Source organism: Luteococcus sp. Sow4_B9 (assembly GCF_052116585.1).
Lineage (GTDB): Bacteria > Actinomycetota > Actinomycetes > Propionibacteriales > Propionibacteriaceae > Luteococcus.
Window position 1 is genome coordinate 124,847 of sequence record NZ_JBQKKT010000002.1, and the last position, 19,417, is coordinate 144,263.

The 19,417-nt window shown below is 69.3% G+C and carries 15 protein-coding genes; 12 read left to right on the forward strand and 3 right to left on the reverse strand.

Features of this window, described 5'->3' with window-relative positions:
- The first annotated feature begins 22 nt into the window (after positions 1 to 22).
- The 4 genes from benA (at position 23) to ACTQ49_RS01920 (ending at position 7,500) form a co-directional block, all read left to right on the forward strand.
- Positions 23 to 1,429: a benzoate 1,2-dioxygenase large subunit gene (gene benA / locus ACTQ49_RS01905; RefSeq protein WP_441826153.1), complete on the forward strand. Its 1,407-nt coding sequence runs from the start codon at positions 23 to 25 to the stop codon at positions 1,427 to 1,429.
- A gap of 1 nt (position 1,430) precedes the next feature.
- The gene (gene benB / locus ACTQ49_RS01910; protein WP_441826154.1) at positions 1,431 to 1,931 is read left to right on the forward strand and encodes a benzoate 1,2-dioxygenase small subunit; all 501 of its coding nucleotides are present in this window, start codon (positions 1,431 to 1,433) and stop codon (positions 1,929 to 1,931) included.
- 12 nt (positions 1,932 to 1,943) lie between these two features.
- Positions 1,944 to 4,697, forward strand: coding sequence for a benzoate 1,2-dioxygenase electron transfer component BenC (benC, locus tag ACTQ49_RS01915; protein WP_441826155.1), 2,754 nt, complete (start codon positions 1,944 to 1,946; stop codon positions 4,695 to 4,697).
- A 73-nt stretch (positions 4,698 to 4,770) separates the two neighbouring features.
- The gene (locus ACTQ49_RS01920) at positions 4,771 to 7,500 is read left to right on the forward strand and encodes a LuxR C-terminal-related transcriptional regulator (protein WP_441826156.1); all 2,730 of its coding nucleotides are present in this window, start codon (positions 4,771 to 4,773) and stop codon (positions 7,498 to 7,500) included.
- A 3-nt stretch (positions 7,501 to 7,503) separates the two neighbouring features.
- Here the strand turns inward: ACTQ49_RS01920 and ACTQ49_RS01925 are convergent, their stop codons facing one another.
- On the reverse strand, positions 7,504 to 8,397 hold the full coding sequence (locus tag ACTQ49_RS01925; RefSeq protein WP_441826157.1) for a LysR family transcriptional regulator: 894 nt from the start codon (positions 8,395 to 8,397) through the stop codon (positions 7,504 to 7,506).
- A 71-nt stretch (positions 8,398 to 8,468) separates the two neighbouring features.
- Between ACTQ49_RS01925 and ACTQ49_RS01930 the strand changes: the two genes are divergently transcribed.
- The 3 genes from ACTQ49_RS01930 to ACTQ49_RS01940 are packed head-to-tail and all read left to right on the forward strand — an operon-like array spanning position 8,469 to position 11,016.
- A complete protein-coding gene (locus ACTQ49_RS01930; protein ID WP_441826158.1) occupies positions 8,469 to 9,656 on the forward strand; it encodes a thiolase family protein in 1,188 nt (395 codons plus the stop codon).
- Positions 9,656 to 10,351 carry a 3-oxoacid CoA-transferase subunit A gene (locus tag ACTQ49_RS01935; protein WP_441826159.1) on the forward strand — a complete coding sequence of 232 codons (696 nt, stop codon included), beginning with the start codon at positions 9,656 to 9,658 and terminating at the stop codon, positions 10,349 to 10,351. The genes ACTQ49_RS01930 and ACTQ49_RS01935 overlap by 1 nt, the downstream gene beginning before the upstream one ends.
- Positions 10,348 to 11,016, forward strand: a complete 669-nt coding sequence (locus ACTQ49_RS01940; protein ID WP_441826160.1) for a CoA-transferase — start codon at positions 10,348 to 10,350, stop codon at positions 11,014 to 11,016. The genes ACTQ49_RS01935 and ACTQ49_RS01940 overlap by 4 nt, the downstream gene beginning before the upstream one ends.
- A 46-nt stretch (positions 11,017 to 11,062) precedes the next feature.
- On the opposite strand, the gene ACTQ49_RS01945 is transcribed toward ACTQ49_RS01940, so the two are convergent.
- Positions 11,063 to 11,977: a hypothetical protein gene (locus tag ACTQ49_RS01945; RefSeq protein WP_441826161.1), complete on the reverse strand. Its 915-nt coding sequence runs from the start codon at positions 11,975 to 11,977 to the stop codon at positions 11,063 to 11,065.
- Positions 11,978 to 12,092: 115 nt separating this feature from the next.
- Positions 12,093 to 12,803, reverse strand: coding sequence for a TIGR03089 family protein (locus ACTQ49_RS01950; RefSeq protein WP_441826162.1), 711 nt, complete (start codon positions 12,801 to 12,803; stop codon positions 12,093 to 12,095).
- 108 nt (positions 12,804 to 12,911) lie between these two features.
- On the opposite strand from ACTQ49_RS01950, the gene ACTQ49_RS01955 reads away from it, so the two are divergent.
- From ACTQ49_RS01955 to ACTQ49_RS01975, 5 genes are all read left to right on the forward strand, one after another.
- The gene (locus tag ACTQ49_RS01955; RefSeq protein WP_441826163.1) at positions 12,912 to 13,991 is read left to right on the forward strand and encodes a mannose-1-phosphate guanylyltransferase; all 1,080 of its coding nucleotides are present in this window, start codon (positions 12,912 to 12,914) and stop codon (positions 13,989 to 13,991) included.
- A gap of 68 nt (positions 13,992 to 14,059) precedes the next feature.
- A complete protein-coding gene (locus ACTQ49_RS01960; protein ID WP_441826164.1) occupies positions 14,060 to 14,869 on the forward strand; it encodes a hypothetical protein in 810 nt (269 codons plus the stop codon).
- Between the two features lie 195 nt (positions 14,870 to 15,064).
- Positions 15,065 to 15,319 carry a WhiB family transcriptional regulator gene (locus ACTQ49_RS01965; RefSeq protein ID WP_441826165.1) on the forward strand — a complete coding sequence of 85 codons (255 nt, stop codon included), beginning with the start codon at positions 15,065 to 15,067 and terminating at the stop codon, positions 15,317 to 15,319.
- 4 nt (positions 15,320 to 15,323) lie between these two features.
- Positions 15,324 to 18,119: a hypothetical protein gene (locus ACTQ49_RS01970; RefSeq protein WP_441826166.1), complete on the forward strand. Its 2,796-nt coding sequence runs from the start codon at positions 15,324 to 15,326 to the stop codon at positions 18,117 to 18,119.
- Complete coding sequence (locus ACTQ49_RS01975) at positions 18,116 to 19,417, forward strand: DUF5719 family protein (RefSeq protein ID WP_441826167.1); 1,302 nt, start codon at positions 18,116 to 18,118, stop codon at positions 19,415 to 19,417. Before ACTQ49_RS01970 ends, ACTQ49_RS01975 begins: the two co-directional genes overlap by 4 nt.

A 19,417-nucleotide genomic window follows, 5' to 3' on the forward strand; every position in this document is an offset into this window, starting at 1 on the left:
CCTCAGAGCTGCGGAGGAAGCAATGACCACCGATAATTTGGCGCGCATCGAGAAGGTGCTCGACCAGGCCGTGATCGATGATCCGGAGTCCGGCATCTACCGGGCGAACCGTTCGATCTTCACCGACGAGGAGATCTTCGAACTCGAGATGAAGCACATCTTCGAGGGCAACTGGGTCTACCTCGCCCACGAGAGCCAGGTTCCCGAGCCAGGCGACTACTTCACCACCTACATTGGCCGCCAGCCCGTCGTGATCACCCGCGACACGAAGGGCGAGCTGCACTGCCTGATCAATGCCTGTGCGCACCGCGGCGCGATGATCTGCCGTCGCAAGACCGACAACCGCAAGACCCTGACCTGCCCCTTCCACGGCTGGACCTTCCGCAATGACGGAACCCTGCTGAAGGTGAAGGATCCCGAGGGTGCCGGCTACCCGGACAGCTTCGACAAGGATGGCTCGCACAACATGACCAAGGTGGCTCGCTTCGACAGCTACCGCGGTTTCCTGTTCGGCAGCGTCAACCCCGACGTCGTGGAGCTGACCGAGCACCTGGGCGACGCCACCAAGGTGATCGACATGCTGGTGGACCAGTCGCCCGAGGGCCTCGAGGTGCTGCGCGGTGCCTCCACCTACACCTACGACGGCAACTGGAAGGTCCAGGCGGAGAATGGCGCCGACGGCTACCACGTGACCGCGACCCACTGGAACTACGCCGCCACCACCTCGCGACGCAACACCGGTGAGAGCGCCAACTCCACCAAGACCCTGGATGCGGGCCAGTGGGGCAAGTCGGGCGGCGGCTACTGGAGCTACCCGAATGGCCACCTGTGCCTGTGGACGTGGGCGGGCAACCCGCAGGACCGTCCGCTGTGGGACCGCATGGACGAGCTGAAGGAGAAGTACGGCGACGCCAAGGGCGAGTTCATGGTGAAGGGCTCGCGCAACCTGTGTGTGTACCCGAATGTCTACTTGATGGACCAGTTCTCCACCCAGATCCGTCACTTCCGCCCGATCTCGCCCGACAAGACCGAGGTCACCATCTACTGCATCGCCCCCAAGGGCGAGAGCGACGAGGCCCGCGCCTGGCGCATCCGTCAGTACGAGGACTTCTTCAACGCCTCCGGCATGGCCACCCCGGACGACCTGGAGGAGTTCCGATCCTGCCAGCTTACCTTCCAGGCCACCGCTGCGCCCTGGAATGACATGAGCCGCGGTGCCGAGCACTGGCTCACCGGCCCCGACGAGGTCGCCACCGCCCTGGACATGCCGAATGTCATCTCCGCGGGCGTCAAGAACGAGGACGAGGGTCTGTACCCGGTGCAGCACGGCTACTGGGTGGAGACGATGCGCAAGGCCGTCGAGCGCGAGGGCGCAGTGCAGGACTACCAGCAGGGCAAGCGTGGCGCCAAGAAGGGCAAGGAGGCCTGAGATGAGCGAGAAGACCATCAACCACCACCAGATCGAGCAGTTCCTCTACCGCGAGGCGCGCTACCTGGATGACCGCGAGTTCGAGAAGTGGCTCGAGTGCTATGCCGAGGACGTCGTCTTCTGGATGCCGGCCTGGGATGACCGCGACCTGCTCACGGAGGATCCGCAGCGCGAGGTCAGCCTGATCTTCTACCCGAACAAGGGCGGCCTCGAGGACCGCGTCTTCCGCATTCGCACCGAGCGCTCGTCGGCCACCTCCATCCCCGAGCCCCGGACCAGCCACAACATCAACAATGTTGAGGTCATCGAGCGTCGTGGGGACCTGGTGGACATCCGTTTCAACTGGCACACGATGTACTTCCGCTACAACACGGTGGACCCGTACTACGGGACGTCCTTCTACACCATCGACTTCTCGGGCGAATCGCCGCTGATCCGGCGCAAGACCGTGGTGCTGAAGAATGACTACATCCACCACGTGGTCGACGTGTACCACGTCTGATCGGGGGTTGACATGACGACCACCGAGAACGAGGTCCCCACCTACCAGGTGGCGTTGGCCTTCGAGGACGGCGTCAGCCGGTTCATCAAGGTCCGCGAGGACCAGACCGTCGCCGACGCCAGCTACCGACAGCGGATCAACATCCCGCTCGACTGCCGTGACGGTGCCTGCGGCACCTGCAAGGCCTTCTGCGAGTCGGGCGAGTACGACGGCGGCTACTACATCGACGACGCCCTCACCGAGGACGAGGCCGCCCAGGGCTATGTGCTGCCGTGCAGCATGAAGCCCAAGAGCGACCTGGTGCTGCAGATCGCGGGCACCTCGCAGATGGCCAAGGCCGGCGCCTCCAGCTGGAAGGGCCGCATCGTCGGTCTGGAGCACCTGTCGGCCACCACCGTCGAGCTGTCGGTGGAGATCGACAATCGGGACGAACTGGTCTTCCTGCCCGGTCAGTACGTGAACATCAGCGTTCCCGGCACGGACCAGAAGCGCTCCTACTCGTTCAGCAATGCGCCGAGCGAGAAGACGCTGACCTTCCTGATGCGCATCACACCGGGTGGCGTGATGTCGACCTACCTGACCGAGCGGGCGGCCGTGGGCGACCAGCTCGAGATGGATGGTCCGCACGGCTCCTTCTTCCTGCGTGAGTCGACCAGTCCGTTGCTCCTGGTGGCAGGTGGAACCGGCCTGGCTCCCGTGATGTCGATCATGCGGCAGCTGCGCCTTGCGGGCGACAGTCGCCCCGTGCACCTGGTCTACGGCGTCTCCACGGACGCCGACGTGGTGGCCGTCGACCAGATCGAGGAGGTCGCCGCCGGGCTGGAGGGCTTCACCTGGGACTTCTGCGTCTCGCGTCCCGAGGCCAGTGAGATTGCAGGGCGTCCGGTGAAGTCGGGCTATGTGATGAGCCTGATCGAGCCCGGCCACCTGCATGCCGGCGACGTGGCCATCTACCTGTGTGGTCCGCCGCCCATGGTGGAGGCCGTCCGCACCGACCTGAACGAGCGCAAGATTGAGCCCGAGGGCTTCTACTTCGAGAAGTTTGCCCTGGCGGTGCCGGCCGCGGCCGCCGCCCAGGCGAAGCAGGGTCTCGAGGAGTCCGAGGCCGAGGCTGCCGCCGAGGCAAAGGTGGTCGAGTCCGCCAAGGTGAGGGCGACGCCGACATCCGTGGACTCGGTGCTGGGCGGCGAGGCCGCCATCACCCCCGTCGGGGAGGGCCGCAACATCGCCAAGCAGCAGGTCTTCGACGCGCAGGACCTGGAAGTCCGAGCCGGAACCCCCATCGACGATGGCGGCGCCGTGCGGCGGATTGCCAAGCAGCAGGTCTTCGCGGCCAGTACCGACTCCGGCCAGACCGGTGAGGTCGAGGCTGGTGGCACCCTGCAGCCGACGGGTGAGGGCCGCAACATCGCCAAGCAGGAGGTCTTCGGCCCGGCCGAGATCGAGCAGCTGGTGGCCAGCAGCAGCAATACCGCCACGGTGGCCCCTGACGGCTACCAGATCGGTGAGGAGCACCCCGACGTCCAGTTCTCGGACGCCATCTTCGATGCCCGCCAGGCACTCGAGCTGGGCGCCCTCGAGCTGACCATCGGCCGACTGTCCGCGAGCCAGATCTCCGGCTACCGGATGCTCGCGGAATCGACGCTGCCGCACGTGGAGGGGGACCGATTCGTCGATCCGGTGGCCTTCACGGAGACCAATGCCGAATTCCACGACTTCCTGTTCGGGGTGACCGGCAATGACCACCTGTTGCAGGCCTACCACGCGCTGGGTGTCAAGGCGCACATGGCCGAGACGCTGCGCAATGCCACCTGGTGTGATCCGGAATGCACCCGCGACCACATGCGGATCGTGGACGCCTACGAGGCCGGTGACCGGGATGCGGCCCGCGAGCTGATCGTCAAGCACGCCGAGCGCTCCAAGGCGACGATGCGTCGCGCGATGAGCGAGAGCCGTGAGCGGACCCGTCCGCGTTTCGTGACCCCCGGTCGCTTCGCCGACAAGGTGGTGCTCGTGACGGGTTCCGCGCAGGGCATCGGCGCTCAGGTGGCCCGTCGGATCAGCGCGGAGGGTGGCAGCCTGGTGCTGGCCGACCGCTCCGAGCTGGTGCGCGAGCTGGCGGAGGAACTGCAGTCGAACGACCAGGCCCAGGTGCTGGCCGTCGAGTGCGACCTCGAGTCCGGTGATGGTGCCCGCGCCATGGTCGAGAAGGCGCTCGAGCGCTTCGGTCGGATCGACGTGCTGGTGAACAATGTGGGGGGCGCGATCAATTTCAAGCCCTTCACCGAATTCACTGATGCCGAGATCGAGGCGGAGATCACCCGATCGCTGCTGACCACGCTCTTCGCCACTCGTGCCGCGCTGCCGGCCATGGTGCAGGCGGGGCGGGGCGTCGTGGTGAATGTGTCCTCGGCTGCCACGCGGGGAATCCACCGGATTCCCTACTCGGCGGCCAAGGGAGGCATCAATGCGATGACCGCGTCGCTGGCCCTGGAGTACGCGCCGCACGGCATCCGCGTCGTCGGAACGGCTCCCGGAGGCACCGAGGCACCGCCGCGTCGCATCTCCCGGGGCACGCCGGAGGCGCGCACCGAGCAGGAGAAGGCGTGGTTCCAGGCCCACATCGACCAGACGCTGGAGCACTCCCTGCTGGGGCGCTACGGCACGCTGGACGAGCAGGCGGCTGCCATCACCTTCCTGGCCTCGGACGAGGCGAGCTACATCACCGGCACCGTGCTGCCGGTGGCGGGAGGTGACCTGGGCTGATCTCCCGATGGGAGATCGTCCCGAATTCACCGAACAGGTGTCGCGATGGTCCCATCCGGTCTACCCTGACCGGATGGGACCATCGTCGCTCCTGCCCACTCGCCGCCGTGACCTGGAAGCTCTCGTCGAGCTCACCAGCGCCGCGAGCGGAAGTCGTGTGGTTGCCGTCCAGTGGGATGCGGGCGTCGAAACCGGACCGCTGCTGCGGGAGTTGACCGCACAACTGCCGCTCGATCCGGCCCGGATCCACCTGCTGACCGGGCTGTCCTGGCAGTCCTCGACCCCGGGCGCCCTGCTCCGGGGAATTCCCTGGTCCGAACGCGGCGCCGAGGGGCTGCTCGCCTCCGTGACACCCTCCGGACTCGACGGGCCGGACCTGGCCGTCATCGTGGACCAGGCGCAGCACGCCGATGTGGACAGTCTTCGCGCCCTGGTGGAATGCGCGCACACCGCCCACGGCTTGCGCGTCCTGTTGATCATCGGGCTGGAGGAGCAGGGACCGGCCATGGCCGCCCGACCCGCAGCAGAGCGCGCCCTCCTCCACGAAGTGGTTCGCTCGGCCCACGACCGCCATCGCCTGCCCGCGCTGGGGATCGAGGACGTCGTGGAGATTGCCGGCCGCCAGGGACTGGCACTGCTGCCAGGGGTCGCCGCCAGGGTGCTGGACCATTGCGGAGGGCATGACGAAGAGGTGGAGGAGACCATCCGCCTCCTGGCGGACCAGCCGCATCTGGCGCGGCAGCGCAGCATGCCGGTGCCGCCCAGCCTGCGCAACCGGACCGAGGTGACACTGGCCACGCTGTCCGACGAGGCAGTGGGGCTGCTGCAGGCGGTCGCCGTCCTGGAGGTGTGCCGCCCGGGCCTGCCGGTGCAGGTCTCCGAGGCGGGGCGGGTGGCCGGTGTCCAGGCCGAGGGCAGGGCGGTGGATCGTACCTCCGCACTGGTGGACGAGACGAGGAGCACCGGCCTGTTGCGCGTCGTGGACCCCGGCTCCCGCACGGTGGTGCTCGCCAGCCCGTCGGTGCGGGTCTGTCTGCTGGAGGCAATGGGGATCGCGGGGCAACGAGGCCTGCACGCCCGGGCCGCGCGACTGCAGGATGATCCGGAGACCCAGTTGCGCCACGAATGGTACGCAGACCCTCGAGCGGATCGCGGGCTGGCTGAGGGCTTCCAGCGGCTGGCCGCCCAACGGGCCAGGCGCGGCGAGTGGATGGCCAGCGCCCACCTCCTGGAGCTGGCCGCGGAGGCGACGGACGACCCGGTGCGCTCGGCAGACCTGTTCGTCGAAGCAGCCGACGCCGTGGTCGGCGCCGGTGACCTGACGCTGCTGGGTGCCCGGATCGCCCAGCTGGAGACCGTTCGGGAGACGGCCCTGCGGGAGGCCTGCCTGGGTTACATCGGTTGCCTGACGGGACGCCCGAGCACGGCTGGAGCTCGTTTGCAAAGGGCGAGGGAACTGGTCAACCCGCAGCGCAATCCGGAGGTGGCCCGCAAGGTGGCCGAACGGCAGGTGCTGCACGCGCTGGCCAGGTGCCGGGCCGAGGAGCTCCTGGAATGGCACCAGCGCGCTCGGATTCTGCGGCCGGACGGGGACCCGGAGGATCGCTACTGCGAGGCGGAGGCGATCAGCGGTGTGGCGCAGGCCGCGCTGGAAGGGCCTGAGCTCGCGCTGGCTCGACTGGACGGTCTGCTGGCCGAAGTGCCGGAGGGGGCCATGGGCCAGCGGTTGCGGCTGGCCCGGGGTTGGGTGTTGCTGGCGGCCGGGGACCACCTGGCAGCTCGTGACGAGCTGGAACGCGCGGCGGCCGGCGCCGGGGTGGGCAGTTCCTTCCGGGTCACCTCGTGGGCGACGGCGTGGCTCGCCCGGGTGCAGCTGGAGACGGGGGAGTGGCAGCGTGCGGCAGCCACCGCCGCGCGGGGCGCGGACGAAGCCCGTCGGCACGGCCTCTACCTGCTCGTGCCGCTCTTGGAGTGGACCGCGGCCGAGGTGGCGGCACTCCGGGGGGACTGGGAGCAGGCGGAGCGCAGCCTGCAGGCAGGTCGAGCAGACGCGTCCCACTACGAGATCATGCGCGCCCCGGCCATGCTCGCCCGGGCAGCGGTCGCGCGCGAGCGGGAGGACCCGCGGGCGGTCTTGGAGGCTCTGGCGCCCTTCGACCAGTCCTGGGCTCGCGGCTGGGTCTCTGCCCCCGGCTTCTGGCCGTGGGCTGAGATGCGCGCCGATGCGCTGCTCCTGATGGGTCGGCGTGAAGAGGCGGAGGCCCTGGTGACCGCCCATGAGGAGAGGGCCGTGGCGCAGGGGCATCGGCTGCAGATCGCGAGGATGGCGGGTCTACGGGCTCGCTGCCTGTTGCTCGACGGGAGGGTGGACGAGGCCAGGGCCGCACATGCTCGGGCACTGGAGGTCCTGGAGGAGCTCCCGCTACCTCTGGACCGGGCTCGCCTGCACGCTGGGTGGGCGGGGGCGCTGCGACGCTCCGGGCGCCGGACCGAGGCTGAGGCGGCGCTGACGCTGAGCCGCCAGGTGCGCCAGTCCCTGGGGCTCGGCGGGCTTGTGGAGGCGGCCGACCGCGTGGCCGTCTCCGAAGAGGAACCGGGCCGAGCGGCGCGCCCGGTGTTGACGCAGAAGGAGCTGTCCGTGGCCCGTCTGGTGGCCGACGGGATGACGAACCGTGAGGTGGCCGGCCAGCTCTTCATCTCGGTGAAGACAGTGCAGTACCACCTGACGGCCGTGTACGCGAAGCTCGGCATCCGCTCCAGGGCCGAGCTCGCGGCGCGAGGCCTGGCGGATCTGGCGAGCTGACGGTCACTGCTGGCGGGCCAGGTCCTTGAGCATCTCCAGCGCCCTGAGCAGATGGGGTTCTTCGGTCTGGGTCAGGTGTGCGGCCACCAGATCCACGTGGGCGTCCTCGTCGATGAGAGGGATGTAGCGGACTCCCTCCAGCGCCAGGGCCCGCGTGGGTTCCGGGACCACGGCGACGCCTCGTCCTGCCGCGACCAGCGTCACCATCGTCGACGTCTCGCCCACCTCGTGCCGGATCCTGGGCGCGGTTCCGGCGTCGGAGAACAGGCGCAGCACCACGCCGTGCATCGCGGACAGCCGGGGAGCCTGGTGCACGATGAGATCACTTCCCGCCAGCTGGCTGACCGACAGCTCCTCCCGGTCGGCCAGGGGATGGGTGTGCGGCACTGCGGCCAACAGCCGGTCGCGCCGCAGCACCATGGCGGTGAGGGTGGCGTCGTCCACCGGCGGGCGCAGCAGGGCCAGATCGATCCGTCCCTGGCGCAGCGCCGTCAACTGTTCCTGACTCAACATCTCGCCCTGGAAGGAAACGTCGACGCCGGGCAGTTCACGGCCCAGCAGGCGGGACAGCGCCGGCAGCAGGCTGTAGGTGGCCGAGCCGACACAGCCGATGGCCAGTCTGCCCACCATGCCCATCGCCACGCGGCGGGCCCGTTCATCTGCGGCGTCCACGGCCGCGAGGATCTGGCGGGCGTGGAGCAGGTAGTCCTCGCCTGCGGGCGTGAGCGCTACGTGACGGGTGCTGCGGGTGAACAGTTCCACGCCCACCTCCTTCTCCAGACGGCGGATCTGCTGGGAGAGGGGCGGTTGGGCCATGTGCAGGCGCTGGGCGGCGCGGCCGAAGTGGCATTCCTCGGCGACGACGATGAAGTAGTGCAGCTGCCGGAGACGATCCATATTCAATAGAGTATCAATCAAGCTAGATATTGATACTTCACAATATGTGTCGCATTGTCTACGGTCGAGACATGACCTCCTACGTGTACTCCGCAGTGCGCACGCGCTTCGGCAAGTTCAACGGGGCGCTCGCCGGTGTGCGCCCCGATGACCTGACCGCCACCGTGATGCGCGCCATCGTCGACCGCCATCCCGACCTCGACCCCGCCCGCATCGATGACATCGTCTGGGGCAATGCCAACGGTGCTGGCGAGGAGAACCGCAATGTCGGACGCATGGGTGCGCTCCTGGCCGGTTTCCCGGTCAGCGTCAGCGGCACCACCGTGAACCGCCTCTGCGGCTCCAGCCTCGACGCCGTCATGATCGGCTCCCGCGCCATCGAGACCGGCGACGCCGACCTCATCCTCACCGGCGGCAGCGAGTCCATGACCCGTGCCCCCTGGGTGATGCCCAAGCCCGATCGCGCCTTCCCGGCCCGCGACGTGACCGCCGTGTCCACCACGCTCGGCTGGCGACTCGTCAACCCGAAGATGCCCAAGGAGTGGACCGTCTCGCTCGGCGAGGGCAATGAGCTGTTGCAGGAGGAGTTCGGCATCTCCCGCGAGCGACAGGATGAGTTCGCCGCTCGTTCGCACCGGCTGGCCGACCAGGCCTGGAGCGAAGGCTTCTACGACGACCTGGTGGTCGACGTCGAGGGCGTCGAGCTGGAGCGCGACGAGTCGATCCGCCCCGGATCGACCCCGGAGAAGCTGGCGGCGCTCAAGCCCGCCTTCCGCCCCGACGGCAGCATCACCGCGGGCAATGCCTCGCCCCTCAACGACGGCGCCAGCGCCGTGATGCTCGGCTCGGAGCAGGCCGCAGACCTGCTCGGCGCCCAGCCGCTGGCCCGGATCGCCGGTCGGGCCGCCCATGCCCTGGACCCGCACCGCTTCGGTTTCGCCCCCGTCGAGGCCGCCAACAAGGCACTCGAGAGGGCCGGCATCGACTGGGGCCAGGTGGGCGCCGTCGAGCTGAACGAGGCCTTCGCGGTGCAGTCGCTGGCCTGCGTCGACGCCTGGGGCATCGATGCGGAGATCGTGAATGCCAAGGGTGGCGCCATCAGCATCGGGCATCCGCTGGGTGCCTCGGGCGGTCGCCTGATCGGCACGCTCGCCAAGCGCATGAAGACCGAGGGCGTCCGGTGGGGCGTGGCAGGAATCTGCATCGGGGTCGGGCAGGGCCTGGCCGTGGTGCTCGAGAACGAGGAGGGCAAGAACTGATGGCGATGACACAGATCCTGGAGACGACCGACGAGGCCGTCGCTGGCGTGCAGGACGGCGACACCGTCCTGGTGGGCGGTTTCGGCCTGGCCGGCATGCCCTTCGACCTGATCGACGCGCTGATCCGGCAGGGGGCCAAGGACCTCACCATCGTGGCCAACAATGCCGGCAACGGCGAGGTCGGCCTGGCCGCGCTGCTCAAGGCTGGCCGCGTGCGCAAGGTGATCTGCTCCTTCCCGCGCCAGAGCGATTCCTATGTCTTCGACGAGCTCTACCTGGCCGGCAAGATCGAGCTCGAGGTGGTGCCGCAGGGCAACCTGGCCGAGCGGATGCGTGCCGCCGGTGCCGGGATCGGCGCCTTCTACTGCCCCACGGCGGTGGGCACCCCGCTGGCCGAGGGCAAGGAGACGCGCACCATCGACGGTCGTGACTACCTGCTGGAGTACCCCATCAAGGGTGACTGGGCCCTGATCTCCGCCGAGAAGGCAGACCGCATGGGCAACCTCCTCTACCGCAAGACGGCCCGCAACTTCGGACCCGTGATGGCCACCGCCGCCAAGCAGACCATCGCCCAGGTGCACCACGTCGTCGAGACCGGTGAGCTGGATCCCGAGGCGGTCGTCACCCCGTCCATCTTCGTCGACCGCGTGGTGCGCGTCGACGCCCGTTCCTACACCGTGGAGGGTGCCCGATGAGCATCGAGAATCTTGACCGCGAGCCGCTGAGCAAGCCGGAGCTGGCCGCCCTGGTGGCCACCGCCATCAAGCCCGGATCCTTCGTGAACCTGGGAATCGGCCAGCCCACCACCGTGGCCGACCACATCTCGGCCGAGGCCGGCGTCGTGCTGCACACCGAGAACGGCATGCTGGGTATGGGTCCGGCGGCCGTCGGCGACCAGATCGACCCCGACCTGACCAATGCCGGCAAGGTTCCGGTGACGGAGCTGCCGGGTGCCAGCTACTTCCACCACGCCGACTCCTTCGCGATGATGCGCGGCGGTCACCTCGACGTGTGTGTCCTGGGCGCCTACCAGGTGGCCTTCAATGGTGACCTGGCCAACTGGCACACCGGCAAGCCGGACGCCATCCCCGCTGTTGGCGGAGCGATGGACCTGGCGATCGGCGCCAAGGACGTCTACGTGATGATGTCGCTGTTCACCCGCGACGGCCAGCCGAAGCTGGTGCCCGCCTGCACCTACCCACTGACCGGCGTGGGCTGTGTCACCAGGGTGTACACCAACCACGCGGTCTTCCAGGTGGGTCGCCCGGATGGCACCGTCGGTGTGCTGGGCACCTGGGGCATCTCCGTCGACGAGCTGTCCAACCGCTTGGGCACCGAGCTCGTCCAGATCGAGGCTTGAGACCCCTGCGAGCTGCAAGCGGCCGGCCTGTGTGGAGGGTTGGCGTTCAGGATTCTTCCTGGCGCCATTCCACTCCGTGCAGGCCGGCTGCCACGTCGCGGGCCGTGAACTGGACGGTCCGACCGACCGTGAGCGGCTGCTGGACCCAGTTCGCGACGGGGCCGGGCCCTCGGTGGTAGTAGTGCGCCGAGCTGGGTCGCTGGTCGTTGAAGACCAGCTCGAAGGTCATGAAGCCCACGGGAGTGGCCAAGGATCGCCCGTGCTTGCCGAAGCGGCCGTCCTCCGGCTTCCAGAGGACCTCATAGCTGACCATGGCCAACTGGCCGGGGCTCAGCGGAGCCGGCAGGATCATCTCGGCCACCAGGGTGGAGGTCTCCTTGAAGGTGACCACGCGGCCCACCCGGCAGCCCCGCAGGGATCGCAGTAGCGGGATGTAGGGCTCGGGGTGGCTGCCCGACAGGGCGATGGGGAAGCGGACGGCCTCTGCCATGTCGGCGTGCAGCAGCTGCCGTGTGATCTGGCGCTGCCAGCGACTCTGGGGATCGTTGACCACCACGTCGTGCAGGGTCATGGTGCTGAAGGGCGTGTTGAAGGACAGCCCCAGTTCCTGGAGGGCCGTCCTGGGCTGCTCCCAGCAGGGCAGGGCGGCCTCCGGCTGCCACACCAGTCGCGTGTTGCCGGGCAGGCCGGCGATCAGGTGGCCCGGTGGCACACCCAGAACCGTCTCCAACATCTCGACGGCTCGCAGGGACTTGCGACGGGTGGGCAGTGAGCGGCCCGTCTGCCAGTAGCTGAGGGTGGCCGAGGAGACCGGACAGCCAGCCTGTCGCAGACGTGCCTCGACCGTCCCCAGCGTCAGTCTGCTGGCCCGCAGCGCCCCGGAGAGCCGTTCGGCGAAGTCGTCCTCGCAGGTGGTCTCGGGATCGGTTCCGGTGGGGTTCTGGGAGGTCGACGGCTGCATGGCGCCATCATCGCGAGGGTCACGCGTCCCGCGTTCGACAGGGCACCCAAAAAGGCCCGGAAATCCTTGTATGTAACGAAAAACGGGGACTGGACGGGGTGCTCTCCGCGTGCTGTCAGTGCTGTGCTGAGGCGTGCTCGGCCGCGGCGATCGCCTCGATGCGATCGGCGTCTGCGGTGCCCCGCACGACCACCACGGAGCCACCCCCTCGCAGGGCCCCCAGCAGGCCGTGCACCAGATCCTGCCATGGCTCACCCCCCGGCAGGAAGAGTCGACGTTCTGCCTGGGACTCGACGGCATCGAGGGCCGCCTGGTCCAGCCGGGTCTCCCCGTCGTCGAACCAGACCGCGGGCGGATCATTGCGCCAGTGCATGTCGGGCTGGCTGAGTGCTTCGGCAAAGTCGGTCACACCGGCCGCAGGCTCATTCAGTCCCAGGCCGAGTGGATGCAGTGAGCAGGCGACGGTCTCCACGCCGGGCACGGGGTGTGCGTGCGTGGGGCCCACCACGGCGAGCTCGACGCGGTCGAGGTCATCGCGGGGCAGAGCCAGGACGGGATTGCCGTACTGCCAGCTCGCCATCGTCCACACCAGGGTGACCCAGTGGCCGGGGTGTGTGAGCAGCAGTGGGAGGCCGATGTCGTCGCCCTCTTCCAGGCCCATGCTCCCGATCAGGTTCGCCGTCTTGTCCACCCAGTTCGCAAAGGTTCGGGCGGAGAACTCCACTCGGGAGTCGTCATCCAGGTCGTAGCAGGTCAGCAGGGGCCGGGCGCCGTCGCGGACGACGCGCTGCTCCAGCGCGGCGACGGGGTCGAAGGTGCTGCTCATTGGGCCATCGTAGGGGCACGGGCTGCGCGGGTCACGTCCGGACTTCCTGCTGTGTGCGGGCTGAGGGAGCGCCAGCGGGTGGCCGCGGGCTTCACTAGGCTCGGCTCCATGAGACATGTGGTGATCATGGCCGGTGGTTCGGGGACCCGGTTGTGGCCGCTCTCCCGCAAGGGTGAGCCGAAGCAACTGCTGGAACTGGTTGATGGCAAGAGCCTCCTGCGCCTTGCCTACGAGCGCGTGGCGGGCATGGTGCCCGACGCCAACATTCTGGTGTGCTGCGGTGCGGCCTACACCGACGTCGTGGCCCGGCAGCTGCCGGAACTGCCCCAGGAGAACCTGCTGGGGGAGCCCATCGGGCGCGACTCCCTCAATGCCGTGGCCTGGCCCGCCGCAGTCCTGGCCCAGCGCGATCCCGAGGCCGTGATGGCGGTCCTCACCGCGGACCAGATCATCACGCCCGTCGACGAGTTCACCCAGGCGCTGGATGTGGCCTACCAGATCGCGGAGTCCGACGACGACGCCCTGGTCACCTTCGGCGTCGTGCCGGACAGCCCGCACACCGGTTACGGATACCTGAAGCGTGGTGAGGCGCTCAGTGCCTTCCCGCAGGCGAGTGCCATCACCGAGTTCAAGGAGAAGCCCTCGCTGGAGGTGGCCCAGGAGTACCTGGCCAGCGGCCAGTACTGGTGGAATTCCGGAATGTTCGTCTGGCAGGCCGCCACGGTGCTGGAGCAGCTGCGGCAGTTGGTGCCCCAGACCCATGCCAGCGTCCTCGAGCTGGCGGAGCGTCCCGAGAGGCTTGGGGAGATCTACCCCGAGTTGGAGAAGATCTCCGTCGACTACGCGATCATGGAGCCTGTGAGTCAGGGCAGGGGCAGCGCCCACGTCGTCGCCGTCCCGCTGAACATCGAGTGGTATGACCTGGGTGGCTTTTCCGCGCTGGCCGAGCAGATTGCCCACGACGAGGATGGCAATGCCCGCGAGGGTGTCACCGTTGCCCTGGACAGCAGCAACAACCTGATCATCAACCGGGGTCGTCCCGGGACCGTGGTGGCGGTGGCTGGATTGACCGGCATGGTGGTGTGTGTCACAGAGCAGGCAACGCTGGTGGTGCCCATCGAGCAGTCGCAGCGGGTGAAGCAGCTGGTGGGTCTGGTCTCCGAGCAGGTCGGTCCCGAACTGGCATGAGCCCGTCCTGAGCCCGGGCCCCGCGTCCTCGTCGTCGTCGAGGGTGGGGGGCCCCTACTCTTGGTGCCATGGCAGACAGTGTGAAGCGCTACCGCGAGACGGCAGCCACCGTGGTGCTGGCGATCAGCGCGGGATTCATCGTGATGTCCCTGGTGGAGTGGGGCTACCTCCTGGTCAAGGGCGGGACCCTGGTCTCCGCCTCGCGCGCGATCGGCGGCAGCTCGCTGAGTGTCGTGATGGTCCTCGCGTGCGTGGCGACGGCACTGTGGTGCACGCTGGTGAAGCCAGTCACTGCCCGGGGGCGGGCGCTGGCCCGCATGGCGGCCGGGCTCGTCGGCCTGGCAGCTCTCCTTCAGCTGGTCTTCCTGGTGATCGGACTGACCAATGTCCCTGGTGGGGTCTTCCTGGCGGTGGTGGAGGCGCTGGGCGGGCTGCTCGAGGTGGCCATCAAGGCGGCGGCGGCACGGCTTCTGATGGTGGTGGGCCGTGCTGAAGAACGAGACGTCGAACAACCGCAGGCGCCTGCACCGGCCGCTGGCGTCGAGCCGGAAGCGGATCCCGAGCCGGAGAAGCAGGCGGCCAGCTGGACTGCGGACCAGGCGGCCGGGGCCGTGTGGACCCGGGCCGGCGATGCCGCCAGTGGTGCCGAGGCCAGTGGATGGGGGCGGCCGGGGCAGGCGTCGAGCGGCTGGCAGGTGGCCTCCGAGCAGCCCGAAGCAAACACTCGGGAAATAACCTCGGGACCGTGGGCGACGGCCGGTGATGTCGCCTCGGGGACGGTCCCGGCGAGTGGCTCGTCCGCTCCTGACAACGGAGCTCGTCCAGATGGCGGGCGAACGGTGAGCTGGGAACCCGTGCCGCGAGATCCAGAGCGATAGGACTGACGACATACTGGCGTTGCCGTGGGTTCATTTTCGGTGTTTGTCAAATTTCCACACCGGCTTGACTCCGGGCAATTGCACGCATGTAATTGGTCCTGGGGGACGCACAATTCGTGCGACCCCCTTTCGTTTTCTCACACGGTTTCTGACTGTGTGATGACATGGCGCACGAGGTCGAGAGGACACGGGCTGATGGAGCTGCTGACGCTGATGGCAGAGGTCGAGAAAGGAGTGCTCGGCTGGCAGGAGCGGGCCCTGTGTGCCCAGACGGACCCCGAGGCCTTCTTTCCGGAGAAGGGTGGATCCACCCGCGAGGCCAAGAAGGTCTGCCAGACCTGTGACGTGAAGGCCGAGTGCTTGGAGTACGCCCTGGCCCATGACGAGCGATTCGGCATCTGGGGCGGTCTGAGCGAGCGCGAGCGTCGCAAGCTCAAGCGCCGCGCCTGATCCTGTGGAGGCTGCCGAGCACGACTGGAGCTGGGCCCACGAGACGGATGCGACCCACCCCAAGATGGTCGACCCGTCCCGAGTGGTCGCGGTCCTGCTGGTGCACAATGCCGAGCCGTGGCTTGCGAGGACACTGTCCGCGCTGGCACGGCTCGACTGCCTTCCCCCGGTGGTGGCGGTTGATCTGGGCTCCAGCGACGCTTCCCGCACCATGCTCGACCAGGCCCTGGCCGACGGACAGTTGGCCGCAGTGCACGAGGGGGGAGCCACGGAGCCGCCCGGCCGCGCGCTGGCCCGGATTGAACCGGGACTGGAGGACAACGTCCAGTGGCTCTGGTTTCTCCACGACGACGTCGAACCGCGCCCCGACGCCCTGACCGAACTGCTGCGGGGGGCCACGGATGAGGCCGGCGAACCCGCGGTGGACATCCTGTTGCCCAAGCTGCTGGAGCCTCGCCGTCGCAACCATCCGGACCGGATTGCCGAGCTGGGTCAGAGCATCTCGCCCGGCGGGCGGCGCGTGCTGGCCCCAGCCGCTGGGGATCTGGACCAGAGCCAGGTGGCGGCATCGTCGGTACTGGGTGGCTCGACAGCGGGCATGCTCATCGCACGCCAGGCATGGCGACGCCTCGACGGCACCAGCCCCCAGCTTCCCCTCTACCGCGATGGCGTGGATCTGGGATGGCGTGCCAACCAGGCCGGCCTGTCCGTCAGGACCTGTCCCCAGGCGGCCGTCCACCACCGGCGAGCCGGACGCTCCGGTCAGCGAGAGTCGGTGATCGCCAGCCATCCGGACAGCCTGGATCGTCTGCTGGGCCTGCGGTTGGTCGCGGCCCAGTCCAACCACGGGTGGCTCACCGGGCTGCGTCTGATGCTGGGCTGCCTGCTGGCCGCCGTGGGCCACCTGCTGGGCAAGGCACCGTCCGCCGCAGCCGATGACCTGCGTGCGGCCCGCGCCTTCCTGTCGTCCGGTGACCAGACTTCGGGCCTGCGGGAACGCGTCTCCTCGACGCCTGAGCCAGCCGGAACACGACACCTGCGGCCCAGCGCCGGGGCCCGCTGGCGGATGCGATTCGACGCGCTGGCCGGCTGGGTGGCCGACGTGGTGCTGCCCGAACGCGACGCGGAGACGACCCTCGACGAACTCACCACCGATGAGGTGCAGCATCGGGGCCGGCGTCGGTTCCCGGTGCTGGCCGTGGGATTGACCGCACTCGTCCTGACGGCCCTGGTTGCGGGCCGACGACTGTTCGGCTTCGGCGTGTTGGAGGGGGCCGCGCTCGCCCCCTCCCCGGCCGAGCTCACGGACGCGTGGGATGCCTGGCTGCGAACGCCTCTGGGGGCCAGTGGCTTCCAGAGTGCGGGCTGGCTCGGGGCCGGCGCTGTCGGTTCCTGGTTCACCCTGGGGCGGCCCGCGTGGTTCGCCCTGCTCTCCCAACTGTTCTGTGTGCCACTGGCCGCTGTCACGGCCCTGGTCCTGTGGCGCCGCTTTGTTCCCCAGGCTCCGCGCTGGGTCCAGGGCCTCCTGGCCCTGGCCTGGGCGATGGTCCTGCCCGCGATCGGCGCCGTGGCCAGCGGCCGGCCGTCCAGCCTGTTCGTGGCTGTGCTGCTGCCTCTGGCCGCTGCTGCGCTGCACACTTGGTGGTGCCAGACCAGCGAGGGCGCCCAGGCCTGGCGTGCACCAGCAGCCTTCGCGGGCTGGACGACGCTGGTCACCCTCGCCCTGCCGGCCCTGTGGCTCCCCGCCGCCCTGGCCGCCACCGTGACGGCCATCAGGCGTCCCCCGCGGGCAGCCCTGGTGCTGCTGGTCGCGCCCCTCGTCGCGCTGGCGGGCTGGTTGCCCCGGCTGGTGAGGGAACCCGCGCGCCTGCTGAACGGATCGGATCCGCATCGTTGGGCCGAGGCGCCCCAGCTGCCCTGGTGGGCGCTGGCGCTGCTGGTGCTGCTGCTCGCTGCTGCGGCAGTGCTTGGCCTGCTCATGGATGACCGGGGTGTCGACGACTGGTGGCTCGTCGCCCTTGGCATCGGATCGGCAGCAACCGCCTGGGCGGTGACCCGGCTGCCACTGCGGCTCGACGGCCTCGGCGTGCGGGCAGATCCGGACGGCTGGCTCCTGGTGGCCTGTCTTGTCCTGCTGGTGATCGCTGCACGGGGTCTTGCGTCGGGTCTACCCCGGGTGGTGCACATCGTCGCAGGACTGCTGATCGTGGCGAGTCTGGTCTCGGCTGTCTGGTGGTTGTCCGCTCCCGACGGTGGCGTGCAGCGCAGCCGGGGCAGTCTGGGCGCCCACGTCGACGCCGTCCAGCGGTCGAGCCGCCAGACGCGCGCGCTGCTGGTGGAGGTGGCTCCCGGTGGCGCCCGCTGGAATGTCGTCGCCGCCGACGCGCCGATCTGGGGCACCGCGGAGGGCCTGCCCGTGCCCGACGGCGCTCAGCGCGCCGCTGCCGAAAGCCTGGTCACCGCCATGGTGACGGGCCAACCCTCGGACGAGGTGGCGCCGCTGGCCCGTGACCTGGCGATCGGTCATCTGCACCTGACCGGGGCCGATCCCGAAGTCGTCGCCTCCTTTTCCGATTCTGCGGGCTTGGGCCCGGCGGAGACCCGCGACGGGGGCACCACCTGGACAGTCACCGGGCTGGTCACCCGCGAGGCCACCGACGACTGGCAGGGCCCGCGCCACTGGTGGCCGGTGGGTGTGCAGGTGCTGGTGCTGGGGCTGCTCGTGGAGCTGGCTGCCCCGGTCAGCAGTCGCACGGCGGGTCCCCGTCGGGCTCGCAGCGCGGCAGGGGGTCGTCGATGACCAGCGGTGGAACAACAAGCTCCGGCGCCCTGACCCGGGCCGCCGTCGTGGGGCTGGCGGCGCTGGGCCTGACCGCCGCCGCCGTCCTGCTGCCGCCGTGGTCGGCCCCGCAGGCCACAACACCGCACGACGATCCGGCCCCGGCCCTGACGCACGCTGTTGCCTGCCCCCCGGCGCCCCAGGGGCTGGCCGGAGCGCAACTGTTGGCTGCGCCCACTGACCCGACGGCTGCCCCGGCGACGCTGAGCCGCCGCCCCCTGCCATCGGGCGATGACCGTTCGGCCGCTGCGCAGGTCTTGCCGGCAGCTGCATGGCAGCCCGCCGGTGGTGTGCAGCTGGTGGGCAGGCCGAAGGCTGGTACGCGCTGGTGGGGCGAGTGCCGCGCAGCGGCGCAGCGACAAATGGTACTGCTGCCCGATGCGGCCCACAGCCGACTCGTGCTGGCCAATCCGGGCCGGCAGGATGCCGTCGTCGACGTTGACCTGCTGGGCCCGCAGGGGCGCATCCGGGCGGTGGGCACGGCCGGGGTCACCGTGCCCGCGGGTGGCCAGCGGGTGGTCCCGTTGTCCGTGCAGGTCCCGGCTGGGAAACCCGTCGGTGTGCAGGTGGTCGCCGCCAAGGGACGCGTCGCCGCCTGGGCCGTGGTGAATTCCAAGCAGGGCGGTGACTACCTGCCGGCCGGCCCGGTGACACAGCAGGGGGAGATCACCGCCATTCCCGTCTCCGACGCCGTCCAGGTGGTGCTGGCCAATCCGGGTCGCGAGCGCGCCCGGGTGGAGCTGTCCGTGCGGGGCACGAGCGGCACCTTCACCCCGTCGGGTGGCGAAGGCGTGGTGGTGGAACCGGGCAGCAGCACGGTCGTGGAGCTCGACAGCTCATTTGCCGGTGACTCCGGCTCGCTCGGCTTCCGCAGCAATCGCGAGGTGGGCGTCGCGGTGCAGAGTTCCGGTGGAAAGGATCTGGCGCTGATGGCTGCCGGTCAGGCACGCCTGGCGGGCCAGCTGCCGCTGCCCGGTCCCGGGCGGCTCGTGATCGCGAACCCGGGAACGGAGCCCGCAGTGGTGCGGATGAGTGGGGGTGGGCCCTCGTCGACGACGATTCCACCGGGATCCAGCATCCAGGTGGTCCATCCTGCCGCACAAGGGGAAGCCGAAGGAGGGCTGGCACGCTGGACCAGCAACCGGCCGGTGACTGTCGCCCTGGTCCTGACTGACGGCGGGAGCTCGGTGGTCAGCTCCCAGCCGACGGAAGAGGCACGGGAGCAGCTGCCCATCCAGCCGGACGGCTCACTGCGCTGA

What these genes read in the sequence shown, in the direction of transcription:
- ACTQ49_RS01920 (WP_441826156.1), top strand. Translation starts at nt 4,771, where the DNA reads ATGGGACCATCGTCGCTCCTGCCCACTCGCCGCCGTGACCTGGAAGCT.
- benB (WP_441826154.1), top strand. Translation starts at nt 1,431, where the DNA reads ATGAGCGAGAAGACCATCAACCACCACCAGATCGAGCAGTTCCTCTAC.
- ACTQ49_RS01950 (WP_441826162.1), bottom strand. Translation starts at nt 12,803, where the DNA reads ATGAGCAGCACCTTCGACCCCGTCGCCGCGCTGGAGCAGCGCGTCGTC.
- ACTQ49_RS01940 (WP_441826160.1), top strand. Translation starts at nt 10,348, where the DNA reads ATGAGCATCGAGAATCTTGACCGCGAGCCGCTGAGCAAGCCGGAGCTG.
- ACTQ49_RS01965 (WP_441826165.1), top strand. Translation starts at nt 15,065, where the DNA reads ATGGAGCTGCTGACGCTGATGGCAGAGGTCGAGAAAGGAGTGCTCGGC.
- ACTQ49_RS01975 (WP_441826167.1), top strand. Translation starts at nt 18,116, where the DNA reads ATGACCAGCGGTGGAACAACAAGCTCCGGCGCCCTGACCCGGGCCGCC.
- ACTQ49_RS01925 (WP_441826157.1), bottom strand. Translation starts at nt 8,397, where the DNA reads ATGGATCGTCTCCGGCAGCTGCACTACTTCATCGTCGTCGCCGAGGAA.
- ACTQ49_RS01935 (WP_441826159.1), top strand. Translation starts at nt 9,656, where the DNA reads ATGGCGATGACACAGATCCTGGAGACGACCGACGAGGCCGTCGCTGGC.
- ACTQ49_RS01930 (WP_441826158.1), top strand. Translation starts at nt 8,469, where the DNA reads ATGACCTCCTACGTGTACTCCGCAGTGCGCACGCGCTTCGGCAAGTTC.
- benA (WP_441826153.1), top strand. Translation starts at nt 23, where the DNA reads ATGACCACCGATAATTTGGCGCGCATCGAGAAGGTGCTCGACCAGGCC.
- ACTQ49_RS01955 (WP_441826163.1), top strand. Translation starts at nt 12,912, where the DNA reads ATGAGACATGTGGTGATCATGGCCGGTGGTTCGGGGACCCGGTTGTGG.
- ACTQ49_RS01945 (WP_441826161.1), bottom strand. Translation starts at nt 11,977, where the DNA reads ATGCAGCCGTCGACCTCCCAGAACCCCACCGGAACCGATCCCGAGACC.
- ACTQ49_RS01960 (WP_441826164.1), top strand. Translation starts at nt 14,060, where the DNA reads ATGGCAGACAGTGTGAAGCGCTACCGCGAGACGGCAGCCACCGTGGTG.
- benC (WP_441826155.1), top strand. Translation starts at nt 1,944, where the DNA reads ATGACGACCACCGAGAACGAGGTCCCCACCTACCAGGTGGCGTTGGCC.